The organism is Streptomyces sp. NPDC032940, assembly GCF_040636935.1.
Classification (GTDB): Bacteria; Actinomycetota; Actinomycetes; order Streptomycetales; family Streptomycetaceae; genus Streptomyces.
This window is the reverse complement of record NZ_JBEZVJ010000007.1, coordinates 279,500-301,861: the sequence shown is the minus strand read 5'-3', so window position 1 is coordinate 301,861 and position 22,362 is coordinate 279,500. Positions and strand designations below refer to the sequence as shown.

Annotated in this window: 20 protein-coding genes; 10 read left to right on the top strand and 10 right to left on the bottom strand. The window is 73.7% G+C overall.

Annotated features, from left to right (window positions below):
• Positions 1–44: 44 nt before the first annotated feature.
• Positions 45–497 carry a helix-turn-helix domain-containing protein gene (locus AB0E77_RS13080; protein WP_361569329.1) on the bottom strand — a complete coding sequence of 151 codons (453 nt, stop codon included), beginning with the start codon at positions 495–497 and terminating at the stop codon, positions 45–47.
• A 210-nt stretch (positions 498–707) separates the two neighbouring features.
• Here AB0E77_RS13080 and AB0E77_RS13075 point away from each other — a divergent pair, with 210 nt between their 5' ends.
• Together AB0E77_RS13075 and AB0E77_RS13070 are read left to right on the top strand one after the other, a co-directional pair.
• Positions 708–2,264, top strand: coding sequence for an SDR family oxidoreductase (locus AB0E77_RS13075; RefSeq protein WP_361569281.1), 1,557 nt, complete (start codon positions 708–710; stop codon positions 2,262–2,264).
• A 41-nt stretch (positions 2,265–2,305) separates the two neighbouring features.
• On the top strand, positions 2,306–3,673 hold the full coding sequence (locus AB0E77_RS13070; protein ID WP_361569279.1) for a deoxyribodipyrimidine photo-lyase: 1,368 nt from the start codon (positions 2,306–2,308) through the stop codon (positions 3,671–3,673).
• A 14-nt stretch (positions 3,674–3,687) separates the two neighbouring features.
• On the opposite strand, the gene AB0E77_RS13065 is transcribed toward AB0E77_RS13070, so the two are convergent.
• The 4 genes from AB0E77_RS13065 to AB0E77_RS13050 all read right to left on the bottom strand — a co-directional run bounded on the left by AB0E77_RS13065 (position 3,688) and on the right by AB0E77_RS13050 (position 7,262).
• On the bottom strand, positions 3,688–4,143 hold the full coding sequence (locus AB0E77_RS13065) for a hypothetical protein (protein WP_361569277.1): 456 nt from the start codon (positions 4,141–4,143) through the stop codon (positions 3,688–3,690).
• A gap of 35 nt (positions 4,144–4,178) precedes the next feature.
• On the bottom strand, positions 4,179–4,511 hold the full coding sequence (locus AB0E77_RS13060; RefSeq protein ID WP_361569327.1) for a DUF3140 domain-containing protein: 333 nt from the start codon (positions 4,509–4,511) through the stop codon (positions 4,179–4,181).
• Positions 4,512–4,516: 5 nt separating this feature from the next.
• Positions 4,517–4,747, bottom strand: coding sequence for a DUF2945 domain-containing protein (locus AB0E77_RS13055; RefSeq protein ID WP_361569276.1), 231 nt, complete (start codon positions 4,745–4,747; stop codon positions 4,517–4,519).
• A gap of 124 nt (positions 4,748–4,871) precedes the next feature.
• Positions 4,872–7,262, bottom strand: a complete 2,391-nt coding sequence (locus AB0E77_RS13050; protein ID WP_361569274.1) for an excinuclease ABC subunit UvrA — start codon at positions 7,260–7,262, stop codon at positions 4,872–4,874.
• Between the two features lie 177 nt (positions 7,263–7,439).
• Between AB0E77_RS13050 and AB0E77_RS13045 the strand changes: the two genes are divergently transcribed.
• The 3 genes from AB0E77_RS13045 (at position 7,440) to AB0E77_RS13035 (ending at position 8,727) form a co-directional block, all read left to right on the top strand.
• Entirely contained in the window at positions 7,440–7,880 is a 441-nt protein-coding gene (locus AB0E77_RS13045) for a helix-turn-helix transcriptional regulator (protein ID WP_361569273.1), read from the top strand.
• A gap of 10 nt (positions 7,881–7,890) precedes the next feature.
• A complete protein-coding gene (locus AB0E77_RS13040; protein WP_361569271.1) occupies positions 7,891–8,307 on the top strand; it encodes a VOC family protein in 417 nt (138 codons plus the stop codon).
• Positions 8,308–8,496: 189 nt separating this feature from the next.
• Entirely contained in the window at positions 8,497–8,727 is a 231-nt protein-coding gene (locus AB0E77_RS13035; protein WP_361569269.1) for a DUF5133 domain-containing protein, read from the top strand.
• A gap of 37 nt (positions 8,728–8,764) precedes the next feature.
• Here AB0E77_RS13035 and AB0E77_RS13030 read toward each other — a convergent pair whose 3' ends face one another.
• Positions 8,765–9,757: an NADPH:quinone reductase gene (locus tag AB0E77_RS13030; protein WP_361569325.1), complete on the bottom strand. Its 993-nt coding sequence runs from the start codon at positions 9,755–9,757 to the stop codon at positions 8,765–8,767.
• Between the two features lie 270 nt (positions 9,758–10,027).
• Between AB0E77_RS13030 and AB0E77_RS13025 the strand changes: the two genes are divergently transcribed.
• Both AB0E77_RS13025 and AB0E77_RS13020 read left to right on the top strand, forming a co-directional pair.
• A complete protein-coding gene (locus tag AB0E77_RS13025; protein WP_361569267.1) occupies positions 10,028–12,091 on the top strand; it encodes a SpoIIE family protein phosphatase in 2,064 nt (687 codons plus the stop codon).
• Positions 12,092–12,297: 206 nt separating this feature from the next.
• Positions 12,298–13,596, top strand: a complete 1,299-nt coding sequence (locus AB0E77_RS13020; protein WP_361569323.1) for a phosphatase PAP2 family protein — start codon at positions 12,298–12,300, stop codon at positions 13,594–13,596.
• A 25-nt stretch (positions 13,597–13,621) separates the two neighbouring features.
• Here the strand turns inward: AB0E77_RS13020 and AB0E77_RS13015 are convergent, their stop codons facing one another.
• Both AB0E77_RS13015 and AB0E77_RS13010 read right to left on the bottom strand, forming a co-directional pair.
• Positions 13,622–15,394, bottom strand: a complete 1,773-nt coding sequence (locus AB0E77_RS13015; protein ID WP_361569265.1) for an FUSC family protein — start codon at positions 15,392–15,394, stop codon at positions 13,622–13,624.
• Between the two features lie 62 nt (positions 15,395–15,456).
• Positions 15,457–16,671, bottom strand: coding sequence for a molybdopterin molybdotransferase MoeA (locus AB0E77_RS13010; RefSeq protein ID WP_361569263.1), 1,215 nt, complete (start codon positions 16,669–16,671; stop codon positions 15,457–15,459).
• Between the two features lie 362 nt (positions 16,672–17,033).
• On the opposite strand from AB0E77_RS13010, the gene fdhD reads away from it, so the two are divergent.
• Positions 17,034–17,876 carry a formate dehydrogenase accessory sulfurtransferase FdhD gene (gene fdhD / locus AB0E77_RS13005; protein ID WP_361569262.1) on the top strand — a complete coding sequence of 281 codons (843 nt, stop codon included), beginning with the start codon at positions 17,034–17,036 and terminating at the stop codon, positions 17,874–17,876.
• Between the two features lie 10 nt (positions 17,877–17,886).
• Here the strand turns inward: fdhD and AB0E77_RS13000 are convergent, their stop codons facing one another.
• Positions 17,887–18,807, bottom strand: a complete 921-nt coding sequence (locus tag AB0E77_RS13000) for a LysR family transcriptional regulator (RefSeq protein WP_361569261.1) — start codon at positions 18,805–18,807, stop codon at positions 17,887–17,889.
• 142 nt (positions 18,808–18,949) lie between these two features.
• Here AB0E77_RS13000 and AB0E77_RS12995 point away from each other — a divergent pair, with 142 nt between their 5' ends.
• Complete coding sequence (locus AB0E77_RS12995) at positions 18,950–21,451, top strand: ATP-dependent Clp protease ATP-binding subunit (RefSeq protein WP_361569260.1); 2,502 nt, start codon at positions 18,950–18,952, stop codon at positions 21,449–21,451.
• A complete protein-coding gene (locus AB0E77_RS12990; protein ID WP_361569258.1) occupies positions 21,448–21,996 on the top strand; it encodes a DUF488 domain-containing protein in 549 nt (182 codons plus the stop codon). Before AB0E77_RS12995 ends, AB0E77_RS12990 begins: the two co-directional genes overlap by 4 nt.
• On the opposite strand, the gene AB0E77_RS12985 is transcribed toward AB0E77_RS12990, so the two are convergent.
• On the bottom strand, positions 21,988–22,359 hold the full coding sequence (locus AB0E77_RS12985; RefSeq protein WP_361569257.1) for a DUF488 domain-containing protein: 372 nt from the start codon (positions 22,357–22,359) through the stop codon (positions 21,988–21,990). The genes AB0E77_RS12990 and AB0E77_RS12985 overlap by 9 nt on opposite strands.
• Positions 22,360–22,362 lie beyond the last annotated feature (3 nt).

Genomic DNA, 22,362 nt, shown 5'->3' with positions numbered 1-22,362 from the left:
GATCGAGTTATCTCACGGGTGGACGTGCCGTGGACCGGTGGCCGTCAGCGTTCGTCGGCGGACCGTACCAGCCGCAGTTCCTCGTTCAGGGCCGCCACGAACCGCGCCACGACCGCGAGTTCCCCCGCCTCGAAGCGGTCCCTGGCCGCCGCCGCGGCGTCGGCCAGCGGCCGGAAGTACGTCCGGGCCGCCGCGCGGGCGTCGGGCACGTAGTGCAGATGGACGACCCGGCGGTCGGCGCTCTCCCTGACCCGGCGCACATGTCCGGCGCGTTCGAGTCGGTCCACGCACGCCGTGACCGCGCCCGAGGTCAGCCCCAGGTGTTCGCGCAGCCGTCCCGGCGTCATCGGCTCCTCGGCGTCCAGGATCGCCGCGAGCGCCTGGACGTCGGTCGCGTGCAGCCCGTGGGAGGCGGCGAAGCCGTGCACGAGACGGTTGATCTCACCGTTCATCCGCCGCAGTCCGGCGGCGAGGACGTGCAGGTCGCCCACCTCGATCCCGGCCGGGGTCTCCCGTTCGCACGAGGCCCCGGCCCGGGTCTCCCGTTCGCGCGTGCGCCGTCCGCGCTGGTTCGCTGTCGCCACGCGATCAGCGTATAGGTCACACGATCAGCGTGAAGAAGGTGCAATCCGCCCACGGCGCGCCCATGACGGCAGGTCCGGGGAACAGGTCAGCATGACGGATGCCCCCACGAGAGACGGAACCCCATGAGCGAGGAAAGCGAAGGCCCCGGCGGCACGGATGGTGACGGCACGCCGGGCAGCCGCTGCCTGGTCACCGGCGCCACGGGATACATCGGGGGCCGGCTCGTGCCGGAACTCCTCGCCGCCGGGCATGCGGTGCGGTGTCTGGCCCGTTCCCCGGGCAGACTGCGCGACCATCCCTGGGCGGCGGACGTGGAGGTGGTGCGGGGCGACGTGCTGGACGCGGAGTCGGTGGGCCGGGCGCTCCAGGGCGTCGACGTCGCCTACTACCTGGTGCACGCGCTGGGCACCGGCCGGGACTTCGAGGCGACCGACCGACGGGCGGCCCGCACCTTCGCCGGGCAGGCGAAGGCCGCGGGGGTGCGCCGCATCGTCTACCTCGGCGGCCTCACCCCGTCGGGCGTGCCGGAGGGCGAGCTGTCGCCGCATCTGCGGTCGCGGGCGGAGGTCGGCCGCATCCTCCTGGCCTCCGGGGTGCCCACGACCGTCCTGCGGGCCGCCGTCATCATCGGCTCGGGCTCGGCCTCCTTCGAGATGCTGCGCTACCTCACGGAGCGGCTGCCGGTGATGGTGACGCCGAGCTGGGTCCACACCCGCATCCAGCCGGTCGCCGTCCGGGACGTGCTGCGCGCCCTGGTCGGCAGCGCGCACATGCCGGCCGACGTCAGCCGCGTCTTCGACGTGGGCGGCCCCGACGTCCTCACCTACCGGGACATGATGCTCCGTTACGCCGAGGTGGCCGGGCTGCCCCGACGGCTGATCCTGCCCGTGCCGATGCTCACACCCGGCCTGTCCAGTCACTGGGTGGGCCTGGTCACCCCTGTGCCGGCATCGATCGCGCGCCCGCTCACCGAGTCGCTGCGCCACGAGGTGGTGTGCCGGGACGACGACATCGAGCGGTACGTGCCCGCCCCGCCCGGGGGTCCCCTCGGCTTCGACGACGCGCTCCGGCTGGCGCTGCGCCGGGTGCGGGAGGCGCGGGTGACCACCCGCTGGTCGTCCGCGTCCCTCCCCGGCGCGCCCAGCGACCCGCTGCCCACCGACCCCGACTGGGCGGGCGGCAGCCTCTACACCGACGACCGCGCGCTCGGTGTCGACGCCCCGCGCGAGGCACTGTGGCGGGTGATCGAGGGCATCGGCGGCGACAACGGCTGGTACTCCTTCCCGCTCGCCTGGGCGGTACGGGGCTGGCTGGACCGGCTGGTGGGCGGGGTGGGCCTGCGCCGCGGCCGGCGCGACGCCGCCCGGTTGCGGGCGGGCGACTCGCTGGACTTCTGGCGGGTGGAGGAGATCGTCCCCGGCCGGCTGCTGAGGCTGCGCGCCGAGATGCGGCTGCCGGGCCTGGCCTGGCTGGAGATGTACGCCGACACGGACGACGCGGGCCGGACGCGGTACCGCCAGCGGGCCCTGTTCCATCCGCACGGGCTGGCGGGCCACGCCTACTGGTGGAGCGTATGGCCCTTCCACGCCGTGGTGTTCGGCGGCATGGCCCGCAACATCGCCCGGGCCGCCGCCCGCACGCCCGGGGCCGGACCGTCCCGTCCGGCGCCGGACGCCTGAGCCCTCGGGGTGCCCGCCGGCCCCCTTCTCGAAGGAGCACCATGTCCGTACGGGTCGTCCTGTTCACCGCCGACCTGCGCCTGCACGACCACCCGCCGCTGCGCGCCGCCCTCGACCGGGGCAGTGACGTGGTGCCGCTGTTCGTCCGGGACCGGGCCGTCGACGCGGCCGGGTTCGCGGTGCCCAACCGGCTGGCGTTCCTCGCCGACTGCCTGCGGGACCTGGACGCACGGCTGCGGGAGCGGGGCGGGCGACTGGTCGTGCGCTTCGGTGACGTGGTGGCCCAGGTGTGCGCGGTGGTCCGGGATACGGAGGCCGAGGAGGTGCACATGGCGGCCGACGTGAGCGCCTACGCCCACCGCCGCGAGGAGCGGCTGCGCGACGCCCTGCGGGCCCAGGGGTGCCGGCTGCACGTCCACGACGCCGTGACCACGGTCGTGGCCCCCGGTGCCGTCACGCCCGCCGCCTCCGACCACTTCGCCGTGTTCACGCCGTATCTGCGGCGCTGGTCGGAGCAGCGCCCTCGGGAGCCCCTGGCGGCTCCGCGCCGGATCCGCGTGCCGGAGGGAGTCGGCTCCGGGCCGCTGCCGGAGCGTCCGGATCCCACGCGGCTCTCCCCCGGGCTGCCCGCGGGCGGCGAGAGCGCGGCCCGCAAGCGGCTGACGGCCTGGCTGCGCGGCCCCGTCGCGGGTTACGCCGACCACCACGACGACCTGGCCGGCGACGCCACCTCCCGGCTCTCCCCCGACCTGCATTTCGGCACCCTCTCCCCGGCCGAACTCGTCCACCGTGCGCGCCGCGCCGGCGGCCCCGGCGCCGAGGCGTTCGTGCGGCAGCTGGCCTGGCGCGACTTCCACCGCCAGGTCCTGGCCGCCCGGCCGCACGCCGCCGCGCACGACTACCGGACCCGTGACGACCGGTGGCGCACCGGTGCCGACGCCCGGCGGGACGTGGACGCGTGGAGGGAGGGGCGTACCGGATATCCGATCGTCGACGCGGCCATGCGGCAGCTGCGGCACGAGGGCTGGATGCACAACCGCGGCCGGCTGCTGACGGCGTCCTTCCTGGCCAAGACGCTCTACGTGGACTGGCGCGTGGGCGCCCGGTACTTCCTGGATCTGCTGGTGGACGGTGACGTCGCCGACAACCAGCTCAACTGGCAGTGGGCGGCGGGCACCGGCACGGACACCCGCCCGCACCGCGTCCTCAACCCCCTCGCCCAGGCCAGGCGGTTCGACCCCGACGGCGCGTATGTGCGCCGCTGGGTGCCCGAGCTGGCCGGGATCGACGGACCGGCTGTGCACGAGCCGTGGAAGCTGCGCGGCCCCGGGCGCGAGGCGTATCCCGACCCCGTGGTGGACCTGGCCGAGGGGCTGGCCCGGTTCCGGCGGGCACGCGGCCGCGACTGACCGGGGGCCGGCCGTCAGGTGAAGGGGGCGTTGGGCGGTCGGGTGCCGGGGCTGTCGGGTCGGGCGGTGTGGTCGGCGTGACCACGGGTGCGGCGGGCCTCCTTCAGCTCTGCCTCGTACAGATGGCTCCGGCCCCCGGCCAGCTCCGCCGCCACCTCGCTCTCCAGGTCCTTGAACGCCCGGTAGTACGTCTGGTCGTACGCCTCGACGATCTGGAAGGTCCAGTGGCCGGGGATGACGTTGCGGCCGAGGATCTCCGTCTCCACGCGCTCGGCCCACTCGGGGTGGCCGGACTCGCGCAGGAGGCGCACGGCGCGGTCCAGTTCCAGGTCGGCGGTGCCGGTGAGCTGGTGGAAGGAGTAGAGGTGTCCGCGGGCGCGTTCGACCGTCTCCAGCGCCTTGGACAGGGACCCGAGGGCCTCCACCGTGGCGTCGGTGACGCCGTCGGGACGCCGGTGCATGTCGGTCATGGGGTGTCATCTCCGGTGCGTCGGGCCACGGTGCGTCAGGCCAGCGGGTCGTGGCCCCAGTTCATGAGCGAGTGCCGCCAGCGGGTGTCGCGTACCTCGCCCGACGGGCGCTGGGCCAGGTGCCGGCGGACGTAGCCGACGACCTTGCGCATGTGGTCGTAGTCGTCGTCCGAGAGGTCGGCCTTCCTCGTCCGCAGGATCTCCACGATGCGGCGGCCGGAGGCGTGCCCGGTGGACTCCCCGCCGTCCCGGTGCTGTCCGGCGTCGCGGGAGGCCTCGGTGGCGAGCCACTTCTCCAGGCCGGCCGGGGTCATGTTGACCAGCTCGCGGAAGCCGCCCCAGGTCTTCTCGCGTTCCCCGTCGTCCACACCGCTCACTTCTTCTTCCTGAGCGCGGACGGCTTGTGCACGGCCGACCTGCCGGACTTGTCGCTGCGGACCTGGTACTGCGGGTCGTCGGGCGAGGCGTCCACCGTGCGGCCGGCGGCCTCGGTCCGTCCGGTGATCTTCTTCTCGACCGTGCCCTCGGTCTCGCTGCCGTGACTGCTCCAGGCGACCTTCTCGCCCTTCTTCGGCTCATTCCCCCGGTCGCGCTTGCCGGCCATGTCGGTGCTCCCTGCTGCCTCTGTCCGAGAGGCGTGGACGGTTCCCGGCCAGCGTGGACCGTGTGCCGCCGCCGCACCACTCGGGCGTGCCCGGACGGGAGGGGGCCCGTCCGGGCACGCGTCCTCAGGCCCCGGCGTAGGCCGCGAGGTGCTCGCCGGTGAGGGTGGAGCGGGCGGCGACGAGGTCGGCGGGGGTGCCCTCGAAGACGATGCGGCCCCCGTCGTGGCCGGCGCCCGGGCCGAGGTCGATGATCCAGTCGGCGTGGGCCATCACCGCCTGGTGGTGCTCGACGACGATGACGGACTTGCCGGAGTCGACGAGCCGGTCCAGCAGGCCGAGCAACTGCTCGACGTCGGCGAGGTGGAGGCCGGTGGTCGGTTCGTCGAGCACGTAGACGCCGCCCTTGTCGGCCATGTGGGTGGCCAGCTTCAGCCGCTGCCGCTCGCCGCCGGACAGGGTGGTGAGCGGCTGGCCGAGGGTGAGGTAGCCGAGGCCGACGTCGGCGAGCCGCTCGAGGATCCGGTGCGCGGCGGGCGTACGGGCCTCACCGGCGCCGAAGAACTCCGCCGCCTCGTCCACGGGCATGGCGAGCACCTCGCTGATGTCGCGGCCGCCGAGGCGGTACTCGAGCACCGAAGGCTGGAACCGCTTGCCCTCGCAGTCCTCGCAGGGCGTGGCGACGCCGGCCATCATCGCCAGGTCGGTGTAGATGACACCGGCACCGTTGCAGGTGGGGCAGGCACCCTCGGAGTTGGCGCTGAACAGGGCGGGTTTGACGCCGTTGGCCTTGGCGAAGGCCTTGCGGATCGGGTCGAGCAGTCCGGTGTAGGTCGCCGGGTTGCTGCGGCGCGAGCCCTTGATGGGGCTCTGGTCGACGGAGACGACGTCCGCCCCTGCGGGCAGCGAGCCGTGGATCAGCGAACTCTTTCCGGAGCCCGCGACGCCGGTGACCACACAGAGCACGCCGAGCGGGATGTCGACGTCGACGTCCTGGAGGTTGTGCGCGGTCGCGCCGCGGATCTCCAGGACGCCGGTCGGCTCGCGCACGTCCTCCTTGAGGCCGGCCCGGTCGTCGAGGTGCCGCCCGGTGATGGTGTCACTGGCCCGCAGCCCCTCGACGGTGCCCTCGAAGCACACGGTGCCGCCCGCCGTGCCGGCGCCGGGACCGAGGTCGACGACGTGGTCGGCGATGGCGATGGTCTCCGGCTTGTGCTCCACGACGAGGACGGTGTTGCCCTTGTCCCGCAGGCGCAGCAGCAGGTCGTTCATCCGCTGGATGTCGTGGGGGTGCAGGCCGATGGTGGGCTCGTCGAAGACGTAGGTGACGTCGGTGAGCGAGGAGCCGAGGTGGCGGATCATCCTGACGCGCTGTGCCTCGCCGCCGGAGAGGGTGCCGGCCGGCCGGTCCAGGGAGAGATAGCCCAGCCCGATCTCCACGAACGAGTCCAGGGTGTGCCGCAGCGCGGTGAGCAGCGGTGCCACCGACGGCTCGTCGAGGGAGCGGACCCACTCGGCCAGGTCTCGGATCTCCATGGCGCAGGCGTCGGCGATGCTGACCTTCCCGATCCGCGAGCTGCGGGCGCCCTCGCTGAGCCGGGTGCCCTCGCATTCGGGGCAGGTGGTGAAGGTGACGGCGCGCTCCACGAAGGCCCGGATGTGCGGCTGCATCGCCTCCTTGTCCTTGGACAGGAACGACTTCTGGATCTTGGGGATCAGACCCTCGTAGGTCAGGTTGACGCCGTTGACCTTGACCTTGACCGGCTCGCCGTACAGGAAGGCCCGCAGCTCCTTGTCGGTGTAGTCGCGGATCGGCTTGTCCGGGTCGACGAAGCCGGACTGGGCGTAGACCTGCACGGTCCACTGGCTGTCCGACTTCCAGCCTGGGATGGTGAACGCGCCCTCGCTCAGCGACTTGGAGTCGTCGTAGAGCTGGGCGAGGTCGATGTCGGAGACGGTGCCGCGGCCCTCGCACCGCGTGCACATGCCACCGGTGCGCTGGTAGGTGGCCTTCACCGCCTTCTTGTTGCCGCGCTCCACGGTGATCGCGCCGCTCGCCCGGACCGATGCGGTGTTGAAGGAGTACGCGCTGGGCGGGCCGATGTGCGGCTCGCCGAGCCGGCTGAACAGGATGCGCAGCATCGCGTTGGCATCGGTGGCGGTGCCGACGGTGGAGCGGGGGTCGCCGCCCATGCGCTGCTGGTCGACGCTGATCGCGGTCGTCAGGCCGTCCAGGACGTCGACCTCGGGCCGGGCAAGGGTCGGCATGAAACCCTGCACGAAGGCGCTGTAGGTCTCGTTGATCAGTCGTTGCGACTCGGCGGCGATGGTGTCGAACACCAGTGAGCTCTTGCCCGATCCGGAGACCCCGGTGAACACCGTCAGGCGCCGCTTCGGGATCTCGATGCTGACGTCCTTGAGGTTGTTCTCGCGTGCGCCGTGCACGCGGATCAGGTCGTGGCCGTCGGCGGCGTGCGGCGCAGGCGGGCGGGTGTCGGTCCGCGTGGCCTTGCTCATGGTGTCTCCCTCGGTCGGGCGGGGTCCGCCGCGCGGCCCGGCGGCGGCGTCCCCTGGCTCGTCTGCGTGCAGTATGTCCGGTCGTCCGGCACCACCGGGTACGGAACGGCGGCGTCCGCCGACCCGGACCGGGCCTCGGACGGCACGGCGTCCCCGGGGCTGTGGGAGACTCGCCGCATGGGACGGCTGGCACTCGACGACCTCGTCCGGCTGCGGCGGGCCCGCGACCGGATGGACCGCGACTACGCCGAGCCGCTGGACGTCCCGGCCCTCGCGCGGGACGCCCTGATGTCACCGGGGCACTTCTCCCGCAGCTTCCGCGCCGCGTTCGGCGAGACGCCCTACAGCTATCTGATGACCCGCCGCATCGAGCGGGCCAAGGCGCTGTTGCGGCGCGGCGACCTGTCGGTGACCGAGGTCTGCTTCGCGGTCGGCTGTACGTCGCTGGGATCGTTCAGCTCGCGGTTCACACAGCTGGTCGGGGAGAGCCCGAGCGCGTACCGGGCCCGGGACCACGGCCCCGGCGCCGCCGTCCCCGCCTGCATGGCCAAGATCCACACGCGGCCGGTCAGAAGGCCGGTCAGGAACGGAGAAGCGGGTCCCGCGGCGCCGTCGTAGCGTGAACGGCATGGACATCAAGCTCTCCCAGTGCTTCATCGCCGTCGACGACCACGACCGGGCGATCGCCTTCTACCGCGACGTGCTCGGCCTCGAGGTGCGCAACGACGTCGGCTTCGAGGGGATGCGCTGGGTGACCGTGGGGTCGCCCGCGCAGCCGGACGTGAACATCGTCCTGGAGCCGCCCGCCGCCGACCCGGGCGTCTCCCCGGCGGACAAGCAGGCCATGGCCGAGCTGATGGCCAAGGGCCTGCTGCGCGGCGTCATCTTCGCGACCGACGACTGCGACGCCACGTTCGAGCGCGTCAGCTCGGCGGGCGGCGAGGTGCTCCAGGAACCGATGGACCAGCCCTACGGCGTCCGCGACTGCGCGTTCCGCGACCCCGCCGGCAACCTGCTGCGGTTCACCCAGCCGCTCGGGAGGTGAGACCGGCGGGCCGCCTTACGAGGTGACGGTTTGGAGCGCGTGCGGCGGGGCATTCGGCGTGCCAGGTGCTTGGGACCACAGGCCCCGTCGCGACGGCGGCCGGCGACCCCCTGTCCGGTGCCGCACGACGTCCGGCGAGCCCGCCCGGCGCTCGTACATCTCGCACACCGCGCACAAGGGAGACGTCCGATGCTCATGGCCCACCCCGCCGTCCTGACCGACCTGCTGAAGCAGTACGCGTCCCTCGAGGCCCTGCACGCCGAGCACGGCACGCCCGAGGCCCGCCAGCGGCTGGAGGACGTCTCCTACACCCTGTGCATCGCCACCGGCACCCGGGACGTCGAGTCGGCCCTCGTGGCCGCACGCCACCAGCTGCCGGGCGCCCGCCCGCTGGACGACTCCGTCGCCGCCTCCGTGTGAGGAAGCCTCGCCGCCAGGGCCGCAAGGGCCGCCGGACTCACACGCTCTCCCCGTCGGCCGGTACGAGGACCAGCCGGCCGCCGACCGCCCCGGCCTCAAGCCTCCGGTGGGCCTCCGCCGTCCGCGACAACGGCAGCCGGCCGGCGATGCGCGGGCGCCATGGTGTGTCGCGCAGGACGCCCACGACCCCCTCGGCCGCCTCGGCGAGGTCGACGGTCGTGGCGTTGCTGATGGCGAAGCCGACGATGCTCGCGTCCTTGGTGTAGAGGCGGCCCAGCGGCAGCGCGGAGGGGCCGCCGCCCAGTCCGACCATGGCGACCAGGCGCCCGCCGTGCGCCAGCAGCTCGACGGAGTCGGCCAGCACGCCGTGCCCGGAGGTGTCGAGGTGCAGGTCGTATCCGCGGGGCGCGGCCCGGCGCAGCCGCTCGCCGAGATCCGGGGCCCGGTAGTCGAGGACCTCGGCGGCGCCCAGGGCCCGGACCGTCGCGGCGTCCTCGGCGCTTGCCGTGGCGATCACCCGGGCGCCGGCCCGGGCGGCCAGGGCGACGGCGGCACCGCCCACGTTGCCGGCCCCGCCGCCGACGTACACGGTCTCGCCGGTCCTCAGCCGCCCGTGCCGGAACAGCGCGAGCCAGGCCGACGCCGCCGGGTGCGCGGCCGCGACGAGGTGCTCCCCACAGACGCCGGGCGGCGCCGGGTAGAGGCGTTCCACGGCGACCGTCGCGTACTCGGCACAGGCGCCCTGCCGGCCCGCGTGTCCCAGGCTGTTGCACCACACCCGCTGCCCGGGCGTGAAGCCCACCGCGCCGGGTCCGGTCCGGACGACCTCGCCGACGAGGTCGCGCCCGACGACGAAGGGGAACGGGAGCGGGGTGGCGTAGGCCCCGGACCGCACGAAGGTGTCCACGGGGTCGACGGCCACGGCCTCCACGCGTACGAGCACGTCCGTGGGTCCGACGGGCGGCACGGGCAGCGTCCCGTACCGGATGGCGTCGGCCGGTCCGACGGCGTCGATACAGGCGGCGCGCATCGTGTCGGGGACGGGGCTGACCGGCATGGTTCCTCCTGGGTCGGGGCGTCGGTGACGACGACGCCGTGCTCCACGATCATGACCCCGTCGTCGCCTGCGGACCCGCCGCCGCGGACCGGATGCCGGGGCGGCGGGCAGGGCGTAGTGTCCGGTTATGGGCGATGTTCGGTCCGGCCGACGGGCCGGGGTGAGCGGGCCGGGGGCCCGGAGACGACGGCCTCGGACCGGTGCGGCGGGACCGGCCCGGCCGCGAGTCGGGACGGGCGGCTGATGGACGAGGCGATGGCCGCCGTGGTGCGGGAGTGCGAGGCGTTCGGCGGGCTGCTGTATGTGCTGCCGCCGGGCGGTGACGCGCTGTGGCTGGTCCTGGTCGCGGGGGTGCCTCAGGAGATCGCGACCCCGTGGCGGCGGGTCGCGCTGACCGACCCCATCCCGGTGGCGGACGCCGTGCGCGAGCGGCGCCTGGTCTGGATCGGCGGCCAGGAGGAGATGGCCCGCCGCTACCCCCGGCCCGCACTCGTCCTGCCGTACGAGTTCGCGCTGGCGGCGGCGCCGATCGCCGCGGACGGGGAGCTGCGGGGCGGGCTGGTGCTCATGTGGGCCGGGGACCGGCCGAGCCGGCTGAGCCGGAGCGAGCGCGACACCATCGAGAAGGGCTGCCGCAGGCTGGCCGGCCCGCTGGGCCGGGCGGCGGACCGCGGCGACCCGCTGCTGCCGGCCGACCGGCCGCGAGTGCTGCCGCCGCCGGCCGGCCGTCGCGTCTCCCCCGATGAGGCGACGGTGGTCTCGGCCTTCGTCGACCGTCTGCCCGGGGGGTCCTGCGCACTGGACATCGACGGCCACATCACCTTCATCACCCCGGACGCCGCCGGACTCCTCGGCCGGGACGCCGAGGAGGTGCTGGGCACGCTGCCCTGGGAGTCGCTGCCGTGGATGGACGTCCCCCAGGTCGAGGACCGCTATCGGGCCGCGCTGGTCAGCCGGCAGCCGCAGGCCTTCACGGTGCTGCGTCCCCCGGACACGTGGCTGTCCTTCGAGCTGTACCCGGACTCGTCGGGCATCAGCGTGCGCATCACCCGCAGCGACCCCACCGGAGAGGCGCCCGCATCCTCGTCCGTGCCGACCGCCGGTCCCAGCCGCGCCACCGTGCTCTACCACCTGATGCACCTGGCGGCCACCCTCACCGAGGCCGTCGGTGTCCAGGACGTGGTCGAGCAGACCGCGGACCAGTTGCTTCCCGCTCTCGGCGCGCAGGCCATGGTGCTGATGACCGCCGAGGACGGCCGCCTGAAGATCCTCGGCCACCGGGGCTACTCCCCCGAGATCATCAGCGGTTTCGACGGCATCCCGCTCAGCTCGGACATCCCCGGCTGCGAGGTCCTGACCACCGGCATGCCGGGCTTCTTCCCGTCCTTCGCCGACCTCAGGCGCGCCTACCCGGCCACCCTCCACCAGGACGGGATGGCGTCGTGGGCCTTCCTGCCGCTGATCGCGTCCGGCCGCCCCATCGGCTCCGTCCTCCTCGCCTACGACCGTCCCCGGAACTTCCCGCCCGGCGAGCGCGCGGTCCTCACCTCCCTGGCCGGTCTGGTCGGGCAGGCCCTGGACCGGGCCCGGCTCTACGACAGCAAGGACCACCTCGCCCACCGCCTGCAGTCCGCCCTCCTGCCGCACACGCTGCCCGAGATCCCCCGTCTGCGGGTCGCCGCCCGCTATCTGCCGGCCGCCCGGGGCCTGGGCATCGGGGGCGACTTCTACGACCTCATCCGCCTGGACGACCACACGGTCGGTGCCGCCATCGGCGACGTCCAGGGGCACAACGTGGACGCCGCGGCCCTCATGGGGCAGGTCCGCACGGCCGTGCACGCCCACGCCACCGTGGGCGCGTCCCCGGCCGACGTGCTGGCCCGCACCAACCGGCTGCTCACCGATCTCGACCCCGGCCTGTTCACCAGCTGCGTCTACGTCCACCTCGACCTCTCCGCCCGGCGCGCGTGCCTGGCCACCGCCGGCCATCCGCCGCCGCTGCTGCGCCACGCCGACGGGCGCACCGAACTCCTGCGGGTGCCCCCCGGGCTGCTGCTGGGCATCGAGCCCGACACCGTCTATCCGGCACTCGACGTCCCGCTGCCGCACGACTCCGTGCTCGCCCTCTACACCGACGGCCTGGTCGAGGCTCCCGGCGTGGACCCCGACGACGCGACCGCCGCCCTCGCCGGGCTGCTCGAACACTGCGACCCGGCCGACCTCGACGCCATGGCCGACGCCCTCATCCGGCACGCGCCGTCCCCGGGCGACGACATCGCCCTGCTCCTCATCCGCCCGGGCGGCTGACCGGCCCGCCGCGGCCCCGCGTCCCCTGGCGCTCCCCTCTCCAGGGCACCTCCCGGCATGCCGCTAGCATGTTCGAGCTCTCACGACGGTCCCCCCGACCGTCGGCTCTTCACCGGGAAACCATGCCGAACAGAACTGCTCCCCCACGAACACCCCGGCGGACGGACCGCGCCTCTGTGCTCGCCGCGCTGCGCCGGCCACGGGCGATGCTGTGGGCGACTGCGGGTGTGGCGACCCTCGGATTCCTCGTGGCGCTGGAATGCGCCGCGCGCCATTACGGCGTGCCGGGGCCGGTCACCTACCAGGCGCAGGAGGTGGTGCTCTCCCCCAGGTCGGGTCCGCTGCTGTACGCCGGTCTCGCGTTGACGATGGTGGTGCTCACCTGGCGGCAGCGGCTCGTCGCGCTCTGCGCCGCGGTCGGCGTCGACCTGGTCTTCCTGCTGGTGCGGTGGCTGGCCGGCGCCGAGCTCAACTTCGGCAACGGCGCGCTGTGGGCCGTCCTGGGCTGCGGGGTCGTCGCCGTCACGCGCCGCACCGGTGCCGAACGGGCGCTGCTCCTGAAGGGCACCGGGCTGGGCCTGCTGCTGGTGGCCGGCCACAAGACGGGTGACACCTGGCTGCTCATCACGTCGAAGACCCGCCCGACGGTGCTCGACCCGTACCTGGTGATCGCGGATCACGCGCTGGGCGATCCGTCGTGGCTGGTCGGCCGCCTGCTCCGGGCCACCGGCCCGGTCGGCGAACACTCGATCCACCTGATCTACAGTCAGCTCCCGCTGGCGGCGGCCCTCGTCGGGCTCTACCAGTTGCGTCACGTGGCGGCCGAGCGCCGCTTCCCGCGCCATCATCTGGTGCGTACGTTCCTGGTCATCGGGCTGATCGGACCGGCCGTCTACATGATCTTCCCGGTCGTCGGACCGGTCTTCGCCTACGGCTGGGAAGGCGGCGCCTGGGCGGTGGCCGACGTGTGGCCCGGCGCGCTGCCGCAGGTCGGCGTCCCGCACGCGATCCCGTTCGACGGGATCACCCCGCGCAACTGCATGCCGAGCCTGCACACGGCGTGGGCCACCTCGCTGTACGTCCACACCCGCCGGGGCTCCCGGCCGGTGCGCTGGGCGGGGACGTTCTGGCTGGCCGGCACCCTCATCGCGACGCTGGGCTTCGGCTACCACTACGGCACGGACCTCGTCGCCGGCGTGGTGTTCGCGCTCACGGTCGAGGCGGCGATGCGTGCGCTCGCCCGCGGCTGGGACCGGTCGGCCACCCTGCTGGTCGCCCACGGCACGGCCGTCTTCGCGCTGCTGCTGCTGGCGTACCGCTTCCTGGCGCGGGAGATGGCCGGGTGTCCGTGGCTGTTCGGACCGCTGCTCCTCCTGGCGATGGCCTCCGTGATCTACGGCTATGTGCGGACGACCGGGCGGTGGGAGCCGAAGGCCGTGCCCGCGCCGCGTTCGGACCCGGACCCGGGCCCGGACCTCACGGAACCGAGGCCCGAGCTGGTGTGAGGCAGCGGCCCGCCGGCACGTCCGTTCACCACCGGGGCCCGTGCAGGCGGGCGAGCAGGCGGTAGGCGCGCTGCTCGGTGGTCGCGAGCACGGCCGGGTCGATCCCGGCCGGCCACAGCTCCCCGGAGGCCGCGTCGTCGGCCTCGCGCAGCTCCACGACGGCCAGCGCCAGCTGTACGGAGACGTGGGCGGGCGGCGGCCCGGCGAGGGTCCCGAGCACCCGGGCGGCACGGTCCGCGGCCTCCTCGCAGCCGGCCAGCGCGTGCTCCACCCGGATCGCGGCGCGGTCGTGGACGACGAGCAGCGCGCACACCAGGGCGACGACGATGCCGACGACGCTGCCCAGGACCCGGTCGAGGACGAGTTCGCCGGCCGGAGCGGGGGCCGCCAGGTCGCTCAGCAGCAGGGCCAGCGGCGTGACGAAGACGACGGCCAGGGCGTAGTTGCGGACGACGGCGTACTCCAGCAGGAACTCCAGGACCACGATCAGCAGCGCCAGGACCACGGGTTCCACGCCCGCCGCCAGGGCCGCGAAGGCGAGCAGCAGTCCGGCCGCCGTGCCGAGGGCGCGCTGGACGGCACGCTGCGAGGTGATCCGCAGGTTGACCGAGTGCAGCACGGCGGACGCGGAGATCGCCGCCCAGTAGCCGTGCTCGAGGTGGAGGAGAGCGGCCACGCCGCCCGCCACGCCGGTGCCCAGGGCCATCCGCAGGGCCGGTACGGCGAGTACGGCGAAGGGGACGGTGCCGTGCCGGCCCCTCAGCAGTTCGGTGGCCCGGCGTGCCGCGGGACCGTCCGGTGCGGCGACGGCGGGCGGGGCGGTGTGCTGCCGTCCCACCGGGGATGCCGCGGGACGGGGGCACAGCGCGTCCAGCACGACGGGGCCACGGCGGCGCCGGTTGGTCAGCAGACGTGCCTGTCGCCGCAGCAGTTCCGCCGTGGCCGTGGGGTCTTCGCCGTCCTGCCGGGCCGACCGGACGAGCAGGGTCCACGACAGGTCGGTCAGCCGCCGGAAGACCGCCTCGCGGCCCGGTTCGGACGTCCCGGCGTCCACGAGCGGGGCGACGCCGAGGCAGTGGTAGGCGTGGAGGACGGCGGTGGTGGCCCGGTGCCGGGTCCGCCGGGACGGTTCCCCGGCGGCGGCCGCGTCCAGCAGACCGGCGAATCTGCGCAGCGCGGTGGCCACGGCGACGCGCTGCGGCCGGTCGGGGTGCACGAGCCGTCCCGACAGGGCCAGCACCCAGGCCCAGGCCGCGCCGGCCGCGGCGAGCGCGGTGTAGGGCAGCACGTCGGCCCCGGTGGTCGTGTCGTTGGCGGCGACGGCGAAGGAGAACAGCAGGAGCACCGCGCCGAGCCCGCCCAGCCTCGCGGCGTCGCACGCGAACTTCGCCGCACCGGCGACCAGGGCGGTCGCCGCGACCACCGCGGCGGTGCCGGCCGCACCGGCGCCCTGCCCCACCCACGCGGCGAGGGCCGCGCCGCAGGCGACGAGCGCGGTCATGGCGGCGGCCACCAAAGCGAGGACGGGGGCGCGGCGCCGGTAGGGCAGATCGCGGCCGAAGGTGGTGGTGAAGGAGCCCAGCATCGCGTAGACGGCGAGGTCGGGGCGGCCCGCCAGGGTGATCGGGACCGCCAGGGTGCCCATGGCGAGCGCGGCCCGCACGGCGAACAGGAGGGCTCCGTCCGCCTCGTGCAGGGTCAGGGCACCGCGGGGTGACAGGACCTGCCGCGCACCCGCCACCGAGGGCCGCCGGCCGTTGCGTGGCCCGGGAGGGAGGAGGTGGCGAAGGTTCGGCATGTCTGGCACGTACTCCTTGCTCTTTCCAGGTTCGCGCTCCGCGACCCGGGCCCGGGCGGCCTTCACCGCCCCGGAAGTCTCAGGAACCTGACGTGGGCACCGGCCCGGGCCCCGCCGGGCGGGACGACCGCGAGGCCGTCGGCGAGCGCCAGTCCGCGCAGCATGGCCGGGCCGTCGAACGGCAGCGGCACCGCTCCTTCGCCGGTGTGCCGCACCGGCAGCAGACGTGTGTCGTGGGGGTGGCCGGCCAGGTCGGCCGCGGCGGGCAGCCGGAGGGGCTCGGGGTCGGCGTGCCCGCCCAGGCGCCGCAGCAGCGGACGGAGCAGGGTCACCGCTGCGGCCGCGGCGGCGAGCGGATTGCCGGGGAGTCCCACGAGCCGGCGGGCGCGGCCGTCGGCGGCGGGCGGCAGTTCGGCGAGCAGCATCGGGTGGCCCGGCCGTACGGCGACGGAGTCGACCGTGAGCACGGCGCCCTCACGGCGGAGGACGTCGTGGAGGAAGTCGACGGGGCCGGCGGCGGTGCTGCCGGTGGTGACGACGACGTCGGCGGGCGAGCTGCGGACGGCCTCCTGGAGCAGTCGGAGGTCGTCCCCGATGCGGCGGACGCCGACGGTCCGGGCTCCGATGCAGTCCAGCCAGGGCGGCACCATGGGACCGAGGGCGTCCCGGACTCGTCCGCCCCTGGGGACCCCGCGGGCCAGCAACTCGTCGCCGAGCACGAGGAGTTCGGCGCTCGGGCGACGGTGCACGGACAGGTGGTCGCAGCCGGCCGCGGCGGCCAGGCCCAGCACCGCCGGGGTCACGGTGGTGCCGGCGGGGAGCAGGGTCTCGCCGGACCGGCACTCCTGACCGCGGGGCCGGACGTCACGGCCGGCGGGCGGGCCGCCGAGGTCCGCGATCCGGTGGCGCAGGACGCCGTCGCGGACCTGCGCGTGCTCGGTGCGCAGGACGGCGGTGGCACCGGCCGGCAGCGGGGCGCCGGTCGCGACGGGTACGGCGGTGCCGTGCCCCAGCGTCACCGGCTCCGCCGCTCCCGCCAGGACGCCGTCGCCGCGCAGCCGCCACGGGCCGGCTCCGGCGACGGCCCAGCCGTCCATGGCGGAGGTGTCGAACGGAGGGAGGTCACAGAGCGCGCCGAGCGGCGCGGCCAGGGCGTGTCCGAGAGCGTCGGGCAGCGTGCAGGTGACCGCGGGGAGCGGCGCTCCACTGCGGAGCGCCGTCGCGCGCGCCTGTTCCCAGGTCAGGTCCGGACAACGGCCGGGATACCGTCGGGGCATGAGTTCTGTCGATCCCTCTGCTGATCGGGGCCGAATACCGTCACCCGCCGAATGCGGGGTTTTCGCCACCCTGCGGCGGAAAGGGAAAAGTACGGCCCGGCACTTCTCGTCATCGTCGGCACATTTCCCGGCCACGTCAAACAAGCCCTGCCGATCGCACGATAGGCGACGGCCCGCCCGCCGTGCGCACAGGCGCCGTTTACCAGGTCATCGGCGTCACCTCTTTGACTGTCCATGAGCGCTGCGGAAAGCTGCTCTCGCCGAATCCGGCGTATTCGCGACACGGGAAAAGCTTCTGATTTCCGCGTGCGCCGGAATCCGGCACCACGGCGGCAGTGCGCCCGAGGAGAGGACGGAAGCGGATGGGACGGGTCACCGTACGGCGGCGGGTACTGCGGGTCCGGGAGGGCGTGGCCTCGGCACGCCCGGACACCCTGGCCGTCGAGGAGCCGATGGAGATCCGGGTCGGCGGCCGGGCGCTGACGATCACGATGCGCACCCCGGGCGACGACTTCGATCTCGCCGCCGGGTTCCTGGTGGGCGAGGGCGTGGTGCACGCGGCCGCCGACGTGGCCGGGATCCGCTACTGCTCGGGCGCCACCGCGGACGGCGGCAACACGTACAACATCGTCGACGTCGCCCTCTCCCCCGGCGTGCCGGCTCCGGACACGTCGCTGGAGCGGCACTTCTACACGACGTCCGCGTGCGGACTGTGCGGCAGGGCCGGTCTGGACGCGGTGCGCACCGTGGCGGCCTGGCCGGTGGCCGAGGACCCGCTGCGCCTGGCCCCGGAGCTGCTCGCGACGTTTCCCGGCCGGCTGCGGTCGGCGCAGAAGGTGTTCGACAGCACCGGCGGCCTGCACGCCGCCGGGCTGTTCTCCGCCGAGGGCGAGCTGCTGTGCCTGCGCGAGGACGTGGGCCGCCACAACGCCGTGGACAAGGTAGTGGGGCACGCTCTGCGGTCCGGGCTGCTGCCCCTGCGGTCGTCGGTGCTGATGGTGAGCGGCCGGGCCTCCTTCGAACTGGTGCAGAAGGCGGTCACGGCGGGCATCCCGCTGCTGGCGGCCGTCTCCGCCCCCTCCTCGCTCGCCGTCGACCTGGCGGCCGAGAGCGGGATGACCCTGGTGGGCTTTCTGCGCGGCACGTCGATGAACGTCTACACCGGTGCCGAGCGGCTGGAGCCGGTGCCCGCTGGCCGGCCGTGACCCGGGTGCGTCACCGCTCCCGGGGCAGGCGCTCCAGTGCGGCGGCGACGTCGGTGCGCCGGGCGACGTCCGTCAGCGCGCGGGCCATCACCGAGCCGGGTTCCCGGGCGCTGGTCACGAGTCCGACCGGTACCGTGCGGGCGGGCTCGATCAGGGGCACGGCCCGCATGCCCTGCGGCACCCCGAAGACGTGCAGCCAGGCGTGCGGCACGACGCTGGCCCACTGACCGGTCCTCACATGGGCGAACAGGGTGCCCACCGAGTCGGTCTCGATCCGTGGGGAGGGCCTCAGTCCGGCCTCCGCGAAGATGCCGTCCACCGTCCGCCGGCCCAGCATGGTCCCGGTCAGCAGGCACAGCGGAAGGCGTGAGGCGTCCGCCCACGTGACCGCCGGCCCCTGGGCCGCGCTCTCCGCGGCGGTGGTCAGCAGCACATGGCGTTCCTCGTACAGCGGGACGGCCCGGACGCCCTCCGGGAGGTCTCCGTGCAGATAGGTGATGCCGGCGTCGATCTCGAAGTTCTGCACCTGCCGGAGGATGTCCACCGACTGGAGATCCGCCATGACCTCCACGGTGACCAGCGGATGCGCCGCGCAGAACGGGCCCGTCAGGAGGGAGACGGCACCGGAGGCGGTGGGCACCGAGCCGATCCGCATCCGGCCGCTCAGCCCCGTGCGCAGAGCGCCGACCTCGTCCCGGAGCGCGTCGCGGTCGGCCAGGATGCGCTGCGCCCACACCACGATGCGCTCGCCCTCCGGCGTGAGCCCCTCGTACTTGCGGCCGCGCCGGACGAGCGGCACGTCCAGTTCGTCCTCCAGTTTCCGGATCGCCTCGGAGAGGGCGGGCTGGGAGACGTGGCAGGTCTGGGCCGCGCGGGCGAAATGGCGCTCCCGGGAGAGGGCCACCAGGTATTCGAGCTGGCGAAACAACACCTCACGGGTGTACCCGACACCTCCCCGCGTTGCCAACTCGGTCCGCGCGGCAGGCTCCGCCCTCGGGTTGCGGGGGCCGCGGCGACGCGGTTCGGTTGAAGGACACCGTGTCGCTGCACGCTGCCCCAGGCCAGGAGCTGTCATGTCGATGTCTTCCTTCGGTTTCGGCTCGTCCGATCCCTTCAGTGACCTGTTGAACCGGTTCTTCGGCATGTCGCCCACGTCCTCGCCCCCGGCGGTGCAGCGGGTGCCGATCGGGCGGCTGCTGACCGAGTCCTCGCAGGAGCTGCTCAATCTGGCGGCACGGCGGGCGGTGGAGGACGGCACGTCCGATCTCGACACCGAGCACCTGCTGTGGGCGGCCACGAAGGTCGAGCCGGCACGCGGGCTGCTCGCCCAGGCCGGGGTGGACCCCGACACGCTCGCCTCCCAGATCGCGAAGGTCCTCCCCCGCGAGTCGGCCGAACCGTCCTCGGAGCCGGGCCTCACCCCGGCCGCCAAACGCACCCTGGCCACCGCCTACGCCCGCTCCCAGGCGGCCGGCGTGTCCTACATCGGGCCCGAGCACATCCTCGGCGCGCTGCTCGACGGCGCCGACTCGGGGGCCGCCCGGCTGCTGGGCGCCGAGGGCGAGGACGTGAAGAAGCTCCAGGGCCTCACGGAGCGGGCGGCCGGCGCGGACGGGCAGTCCGCCGAGCGGGGACAGCCGGAGACGACCCTCGACGAGTACGGCCGGGACCTGACGGAGGAGGCGAAGGCCGGGAAGCTCGACCCGGTCGTCGGGCGGGCCGAGGAGATCGAGCAGACCGTCGAGATCCTCTCCCGGCGGTCCAAGAACAACCCCGTCCTGATCGGGGAGCCCGGCGTCGGCAAGACCGCGATCGTGGAAGGGCTGGCGCAGCGCATCGTGGCCGGCGAGGTCCCCGACACCCTGAAGGACAAGCGGGTCGTCGCCCTCGACCTGTCCGGCATGGTGGCGGGCGCGCAGTACCGGGGCCAGTTCGAGGAGCGGCTGAAGAAGGTCATCGAGGACGTCCAGCAGGCCGAGGGCGAGATCATCCTGTTCATCGACGAGCTGCACACCGTCGTCGGCGCGGGTGCCACGGGTGAGGGCTCGATGGACGCGAGCAACATGCTCAAGCCGGCCCTGGCACGCGGCGAACTGCACGTGGTGGGCGCGACGACCATCGACGAGTACCGCAAGCACGTCGAGAAGGACGCCGCACTCGAACGCCGCTTCCAGCCGGTGCTGGTGCCCGAGCCGACGGTCGAGGAGACGGTGCAGATCCTCGAGGGGCTGCGCGACGTGTACGAGGCCCATCACCAGGTCCGTTTCGCCGACGGCGCCCTGGCCGCGGCGGCCGACCTGTCGGACCGTTACGTCAGCGACCGTTTCCTGCCGGACAAGGCGATCGACGTGATGGACCAGGCGGGCGCGCGGGTGCGGCTGCGCAGCGCCGCCCGTTCCACGGAGGTCGTCAGCCGCGAGGACCGCATCGCGAAGCTGCGCCGGGAACAGGACCAGGCCGTCGCCGCGCAGGACTTCGACAGGGCCTCCGAGCTCAAGCGGCAGATCGCCGAGGCGGAGGGTGAGCTCGCGGGCATCGAGGAGCGCCGCGAGGGCGTCGTCTCCGTCACCGCCGCCGACATCGCGGACGTGATCTCCCGCCGTACGGGCATCCCGGTCTCCCAGCTCACCGCGAGCGAGAAGGAGCGGCTGCTGAGGCTCGAGGAGGAGATGCACTCCCGGATCGTCGGCCAGGACGAGGCGGTCACCGCCGTCTCGCGGGCCGTGCGCCGCAACCGGGCCGGCATGGGCGACCCCAACCGGCCCGTGGGCTCCTTCCTGTTCCTCGGTCCCACCGGCGTGGGCAAGACGGAGCTGGCCAAGACCCTCGCCGAGCTGCTCTTCGGCGAGGAGGACCGCATGATCCGGTTCGACATGAGCGAGTTCCAGGAGAAGCACACGGTCGCCCGTCTCGTCGGGGCCCCTCCCGGCTACGTCGGGTACGAGGAGGCGGGCCAGCTCACCGAGAAGGTCCGCCGGCAGCCCTACAGCGTGGTCCTGTTCGACGAGGTGGAGAAGGCGCACCCCGACGTCTTCAACACGCTGCTGCAGATCCTCGACGACGGCCGCCTCACCGACGGCCAGGGCCGCACCGTGGACTTCCGGCACTGTGTCGTCATCATGACGTCCAACATCGGTGCCCACCGGATCCTCGACCACAAGGGCGACGTGTCCGACCTCAAGGACGAGCTGATGCAGGACCTGCGGAGCAGGTTCCTGCCGGAGTTCCTCAACCGCATCGACGACATCATCGTCTTCCACGGCCTCACCGAGGACGACCTGAGCGAGATCGTCGGTCATCTGCTGGGGCAGAGCGAGCGGCGGGTGCACGCGCAGGGCATGAAGCTGGAGGTCACGGAAGCCGCGAAGAAGCTGCTGATCGCCCACGGGCACCAGCCGGAGTTCGGCGCGCGTCCCCTGCGCCGCACCATCCAGGCCGAACTCGACAACCGCATCGCCGACCTGCTGCTCGGCGGGGAGGCCGAACCCGGCGACACCATCGTCGCCGACGTGCGCGACGACTCGCTGCACTGCACCGTCAGGAAGGGCGACGACACCGAGCCGGCGGCTGCATGACGGACCGCGTCCTCACGGTGGGTCACTCGACCCGCGACTTCGACGAGGTGCTGACGATGTTGCGGAACAACGAGGTGACCCACCTGGTCGACGTCCGCTCCTTCCCCTCGTCACGGAAGTTCCCGCAGTGGAACCGGTCCGCGATCGAGGAGGCGCTGCCGCCCGACATCGAGTACCGGCGGATTCCTCAGCTGGGCGGCCGACGGCACACCCCGAAGGGTGTGCCGAGCGAGAACGGCGCCTGGCGGGTGAAGGCGTTCCGGGACTACGCCGACCACATGGCGAGCGACGAATTCCGGGAGGGGCTGGACGAGTTGACCGGCCTGGCCGCCGAGGGACGGCCGGCGATCATGTGCAGTGAGGCGGTGCCGTGGCGCTGTCATCGCAGGCTGATCACCGATGCGCTGCTCGTCGCCGGTGTGGAGGTCGGACACATCATGTCGGCCGCGACGACCAAGCCCGCGGTCCTCAATCCGCACGCGCGCGTCCGGGACGGGCATCTGGTCTACCCGCCCGGCGGGGACGAGCCGGGCGGGTCAGTGTGAGGGCGCGCCGTCGTTCAGCCACTGCGCCAGTACGGCGGCCTCGCTGTGGTCGGCGTCCTTGGTGGCCGTCAGCAGGGTGACCCTGCCGTGGGCCGCCAGCTCGCGCAGTTCCCGGACGGCGTCCTCGTGCTCCGGGTCGTCCAGTTCGGCGAGGTAGCGGCGGCGGAACTCGGCGAAGCGCTCGGGGTCGTGGTGGTACCAGCGGCGGAGGTCGGTCGAGGGGGCGATGTCCTTCAGCCATGTGTCCAGGTGCGCCGCCTCCTTGCTCACTCCGCGCGGCCACAGGCGGTCCACGAGCACCCTCTTGCCGTCCTGCGCCGTCGGTTCCTCGTACACCCTGCGACAGACGACCTTCGCGGCCATGTC